Raw genomic sequence first — 6102 nt, forward strand, 5'->3', positions numbered from 1 at the left:
AGTGTGTTTGGTTTTGTTCGGGTTTAACACGAACAATCACAGAAATTAATCCCGCACATTTCATACACAAAACCGTTAGGCGTAATGTCAAAAAAAACGAACGTAATGAAATGATAATAAGCAATATAAAAGATAATTTTTATAGTTTTTTTAAATTACAGAAAGACGAACTTAAACGTGAAGAGTTAAATGATTATTCTCTTAAAGTTTATAAATATTTAAAAAGGCATAACAAAGAGTTATTAAAAAATATATCATTAGAAAAATCGAATTTTGGAAAAAAGTATATTTCGGTTGAACTAAAACCAAAAAATGAAAATACTGTTGCTAATTTATACTTTGAAACTGAAAATAACGAATTAACTGTTGGGTTTGGTAATTTTCATAGCCATTATGATAATTTTGCAGAACTGAATTTCAAAAAGGAACTGAAAAAAGCACTTGAAAATTTTTATAAATTATTAAAAGACGAATTATTTGTTGTTTCTGCTGGTGGTGGGGTATCAACACTTTTGACAAATAAAGAAATAGAAATTCTTGAAAGTGGGAAAAATCTTGAACATTTTAATTATGATTGTATTACATATTATATAACTTCGTGGAGCGGAAAACACGACAGAACATTTAAAAAACCAAGTTGAAAAAAGAAGTATTGAAAAGTAAAAACACTACGCCTAACACCGTGTAAAAAAAATTGCTTAATTTTAGCTTAATCAAAATTAGTAGCTTTTCTGTAAACTCCTATTTTCCTGCGGAAAATAGCCGTTCACTTTAATCGCAACTTTTCATAACACAACAACGTTGTACAATATTTGAGAAAAGCACTTTACATATCAATTTTATTTTTAGAATTTAGTGAATATTCTAAAGCTCAAATTTCTGGGCAATTATTTCATGATAAATCTGAATCACCTGGAATTGAAATATATTTTAAAAACTTTGGACAAAAAGTTGAATCTGACTTTGATGGATATTTCAATTTAGCATTTCCTAGAAAAAACAAAAAAAATGACCTAATTATAAATGTTTATGGATTGAAAATTTTAATTTTAAACATTGTGAGTAAACAAGGAAAGTTGAATTTAGGAAAAGTTGAGTTACCAATATTTAAAAGTATTGAACCTAGCGAATTTGAACAATTATCTGAAAAAGAAAGAAAAAGCTGTCAGCCAGTTTATCATTATGCTCAATTGTTAGGTTATTTTTATACTAATAAACTTGAGAATGAATTTTTGCTTTTGAATTGTAAAGAAAAAATTAAAGATTTTGAATTCAATTCAGAAACTAAAACTATTACTATTGAATGGAAAAAATTAAAAAATTGTGAATAAAAACATTGTACAACACCGTGTATATTTTATTGCTTTCTTTTAGCCAACTTACGAAAATCCTCGCGGATTTTCTATTCAGTTTTTATTTACTAATTTTACGCTAAACCAACGCAACAAAGCATACACAAACACGTTGCCAAAAATTGCGCTCACTCATATTCTGAAAATTGGAATTTATGATTTTATCAATGTGTGTTTTCAATATAAAAAAAATTGAATTAACTAATAAGTAATTACGTTTAAACAAAAAGTTACCAGAATTAACTGAAATGCAACAACGTTTGAAAACAATGTAACATGAATTAACTGAAATGTAACAACGCTTGAAAACAATGTAACATGAATTAACTGAAATGTAACAACCCTTAAAAACAATGTAACATGAATTAACTGAAATGTAACAACGCTTGAAAACAATGTAACATGAATTAACTAAAATGTAACAACGTTTGAAAACAATGTAACATGAATTAACTAAAATGTAAAAACGTTTAAATGAATTATAAAAAAAATATACTAAAACGCTTGAATGAATTATCATCAGGGTTTATAAAAAAGCAACATTTGGCAACACCGTGTATAAAAAATTGCTTATTTTTAGCTTAATCAAAAGTTGTTACTTTTTTGTAAACTTCTATTTTCCTGCGGAAAATAGCCGTTCACGTAAAACGCAACTTTCAATAACACAAACACGTTGGGCACAATTTGAACAAAATGAAAACTAAAATATTAATAGTAGGGATTGGCGGAGTTGGAGGCTACTTTGGAGGTCTTTTAGCTAAAGAATATCAACAAAGTAATAATATTGAAATATACTTTCTTTCCCGACGAAAAAATTTAGACAAAATCAAATCTGATGGAATTAAGGTTTTAGACAACGAAAATGAATTTAATTCTTTTCCGAAAATCATATCTGACAATGCCAAAGACTTTGATTTCGTTGACTATGTGTTTATTTGCACAAAGACATATCATTTAAATGAAATCATACAACAAATAAGACCTTGTATTAGTGAATCAACCGTTTTAATTCCTTTACAAAATGGAGTAAATAGCAGAGACATTCTTTTGAAAAATTTCGAATCGAACCTGATTACTTATGGTTGTGTTTACCTTGTTTCTCGACTTGAAAGCCCAGGGAAAATTGTAAAAAAAGGACAAGTAGGTTCTTTGTTTTTCGGAATTGACAATTTCAATGACAAGCGATTAAATCATTTGCAAGAAGTACTTTTAAAAGCAGGTATAAAATCTGAATTATCAAAAAGTATAAGTAAAGTGATTTGGGAAAAATTTACTTTTTTATCTTCAATAGCTACAGCAACTACATACTTTAATGCAAAAGTTCACGAAATATTAAAAGACGATTTAAAACTTAATTCGTTAAATCAATTAATACAAGAAGTTACAGCATTAGCGCATTCAAAAAATATTGAAATTGGAGAAAATCAATCCAATCGTATAATCGATATACTAAAGTCTTTGCCAATTGACGCAACTACTTCTTTGCATTCCGACTATCAAAATAAAAGAGAAAAAACTGAATTAGAAAGTTTAACGGGTTATGTCATAAGTGAAGGAAAGCTAAAAAATGTTAAAACCGAGTTGTTTGAAAAAATGTACAACAAAATAAAAACTGTGCCCAACACCGTATACTAATCATAGCTTTTCCATAATTCCTTCGTGTTTAGTACTTAAAAATAACTACTTTAGTTATCGGAATAATACGAACTAGCTTGCCTTTCTGAGTCTCACGCAGCTCCGAATAATCGGAACTAAATAAGAAACTGAAAAGGTGTCGCCGCTTCAAGCCGCACACTGCGCCAAGCGCTACAATTATTATACAAACCCGTTAGCCACAATATGACGAAACTAAAATCCTTATGGAAAAAACCTACAGAAACTTTTGAATTAATTCAATCTGAAAAGATTAATTGGTTTAAAGTTTCATTGTTTTTTAGTTCTAATGGTTTCATTTTCATTTATTATTTAATGAAATCAAAAGGACTAATCGAAATTGATAGTTTTGAACATACTATTGCTTCAATTTTGGTAATGTTAGTAATTGGAATAGTTTATGGTTTACTCTCAAATTTTAGTGTCGGATTTTTTATAAAATTAACTGGGAAAATATTTGGCGGAAAAAATGACTTAAAAAAAATATATAATGTTTTAAGTTGGTCATATTTACCATCGACTTTTTCTGTATATCTTATAATTGTAAATGTATTAATGGCGCGAATTTTGACAACGGAAATTGAATCTACTGTTGCTATTATTTTGGCATTATTAGTCGGAATTTTTTCTCTTGTTCAAGCAGCTTTAGGAATTTGGCAATTAATTTTAATTTATAAAGGCTTGAAAGTTGCGCAGGAATTGAATAATTGGAAAACAATTTTGAATTATATTTCTGGAGCTGGAATATTTGGAATTATTTATTATTATTTAATATTTCCACATTTATGAAAAAAATACTGTGGCTAACACCGTATAAACTTTATTGCTGGCTTTTTGCATACTTGCGAAAGTCCTCGCGGACTTTCTTTGTCAGTAATTATTTAGTAACTTTACTGCTAAACCAACGCAACAAAGCTTATACAACAACGTTAGCTACAATATGAATACGAAAAAAATTGACGAAAGAAAGAATATTATAGTTTCTCTAAAATCTAGTTTCGGAGAACCAAAAAAGGGAATTGAAAAAAGATTTCAATTTCTGAAAGGAATGACTATTTTAAATTTAACACTTACTATTTTTAGCGCAGGAATTTTAGTTTTATCAATTATTTCTAATTTATTTAATTATGAAATTTTTAAATGGGAGAAAACTGGACTTTTAGCTATTTTGAGTTTAAGCTTTGTATTAAATCTACCAAATCAATTTTACGAATTAAAATTACTAAAACATTTAAAAAAAATCAATTCAAAATCGGAATTTGATGGAATTGAAAAACTTAATATAGAATTGAAAAACATAATTGAAAAACTAAATAATAGGTTGAAAAATGGTTGGCTTGAAATAATTTTGGCAATAACAATTATGATAATGGGAATTTGGCAAATGGGATTTTCTAATAATAATAATAATAATAATAACCCATATTGGAATTATATGAAACTACCGATTTTAGCATTTTACGGAATAATTTTATTTCGTTTTGTATTTACGAATAGAAAATTGAATAAAAACATTAATAAAACAGAAAAATACTGTAGCTAACACCGTGTATAAAAAATTGCTTATTTTTAGCTTAACCGAAGGCAGTTGCATTTTTACTCACTTCAATTTTCCTGCGGAAAATAGCCGTTCACGTAAAACGCAACTTTCAATAACACAAACTCGTTGTAAAACATTTACGAAACCAAGAATGAGCAGATTTCCAATTGATATTCCTAAATCCATACAAACTGAAAAGTTAGTTATTAAGGAATGGTTATTTGTAAGAATTTCTGAATATTTTCTTTACTTAATGTTTGTTATTGCTTTTCCTTTTATTGCAATAATGGAATTAAATTCCGATTTGAATAAAAATGAACCGATTGGTTTCTCTATATTTTTTCTGATTCTATCATTCATTTTAAGTAGTCTATTAATTTACTCTATTTTCAATGTAAACTCTGTAAAACGAATAAGCGGACTTTCAAGAGGAAAAAACTCAAATCTGATTAAAAAGATTGCGGAAAAAAATAATTGGAATATCCAATCGACCAACCAACAAATGACAATAATTAATTTTTCTTGGCAAGATTCTGGAACTGATTGGGGAAAACAAATGACAATACTCTATAACGAAAATGATATTTTAGTGAACTGTATTTCATTTGGAGTTGGCTCAAGTCCTTCACCATTTCATTGGTTTGCGAATAAAAGAAAAGTGAATAAATTAACAACGGAATTTGAGAACGGAATAAAAAACGTTTTACAACAACGTGTATAAAAAATTGCTACATTAGTGCTTAAACAAAGGTAGTTGCATTTTTGTTACGTCTGAATTTCCTTCGGAAATTCCTCGCACACAAAACCGCAACTATTCATACACAAAACCGTTGGCAAACATAACTCACTCAAAATTTGAAAAATATAAATAAAATGAAAATTGAGAATTTAATTAACAATCCTAAATTTAATATTGGAATTCAAACTTTTATTTTGAGATTAAAAACAGATAATATTATCAATAAATATCGCCTGAATAATTACTAAAATTATGAAAGGAAAACATTGGATAATTTTACTTGTAATTGGAATCGTTTGGTTTTTTTATTGGGATCCATCATATTGGAGTAATAATGGTTATAATTTGAGTTCTGATCCTGGTCGCCCTGGAGAATTATCATTAACTAATTCAAACAATATTGTATTAGCCGAATTTGTATCAAAAATTGGAGGAAATGAAGATTATATTATAGTTGAGAGTAAGAGTAAAAAAAAGACTGAATATTGGATTATTAAACAAAAAGAAGAAAATAAAAAAAAGGAAGGACCTTTTAATCTAAATGAATTTGAAAATAGAAAAATAGAACTTTCAATCAATGATTTGGAATTTGAGAAAAACTTTAAAAAATAACGATTTGCCAACACCGTATATAATTTATTGCTGGCTTATTACCTACTTACGAAAGTCCTCGCGGACTTTCTTGGTCTGTAAATATTTGCTAAATTAGTGCTTAAAATACGCAACAAACCATATAGAACAACGTTGTAAAACATTATGAAAAAAATACTAGCATTAATAATAATCTTATGTTCGACAATAACTTTTGGACAAGAAAA

The 6102-nt window shown here is 27.6% G+C and carries 7 protein-coding genes; all 7 read left to right on the forward strand.

The genetic code is table 11. The annotated features are described in order from the left end of the window. Positions 1–641: hypothetical protein (locus MC378_RS14990; RefSeq protein WP_242179618.1), on the forward strand; the 641-nt coding region annotated here is incomplete at its 5' end. Positions 642–812: 171 nt separating this feature from the next. Further along, entirely contained in the window at positions 813–1331 is a 519-nt protein-coding gene (locus tag MC378_RS14995; RefSeq protein WP_242179619.1) for a hypothetical protein, read from the forward strand. A gap of 714 nt (positions 1332–2045) precedes the next feature. Further along, on the forward strand, positions 2046–2987 hold the full coding sequence (locus MC378_RS15000) for a ketopantoate reductase family protein (protein WP_242179620.1): 942 nt from the start codon (positions 2046–2048) through the stop codon (positions 2985–2987). Positions 2988–3191: 204 nt separating this feature from the next. Beyond that, a complete protein-coding gene (locus MC378_RS15005; RefSeq protein ID WP_242179622.1) occupies positions 3192–3794 on the forward strand; it encodes a Yip1 family protein in 603 nt (200 codons plus the stop codon). 151 nt (positions 3795–3945) lie between these two features. Further along, a complete protein-coding gene (locus tag MC378_RS15010) occupies positions 3946–4548 on the forward strand; it encodes a hypothetical protein (protein ID WP_242179624.1) in 603 nt (200 codons plus the stop codon). Positions 4549–4696: 148 nt separating this feature from the next. After that, complete coding sequence (locus tag MC378_RS15015) at positions 4697–5266, forward strand: hypothetical protein (protein WP_242179625.1); 570 nt, start codon at positions 4697–4699, stop codon at positions 5264–5266. Between the two features lie 270 nt (positions 5267–5536). After that, a complete protein-coding gene (locus MC378_RS15020) occupies positions 5537–5896 on the forward strand; it encodes a DUF3997 domain-containing protein (protein WP_242179628.1) in 360 nt (119 codons plus the stop codon). The last annotated feature ends 206 nt before the right edge of the window (positions 5897–6102 follow it).

It is taken from the genome of Polaribacter marinus (assembly GCF_022662535.1).
GTDB classification, from domain to species: Bacteria; Bacteroidota; Bacteroidia; order Flavobacteriales; family Flavobacteriaceae; genus Polaribacter; species Polaribacter marinus.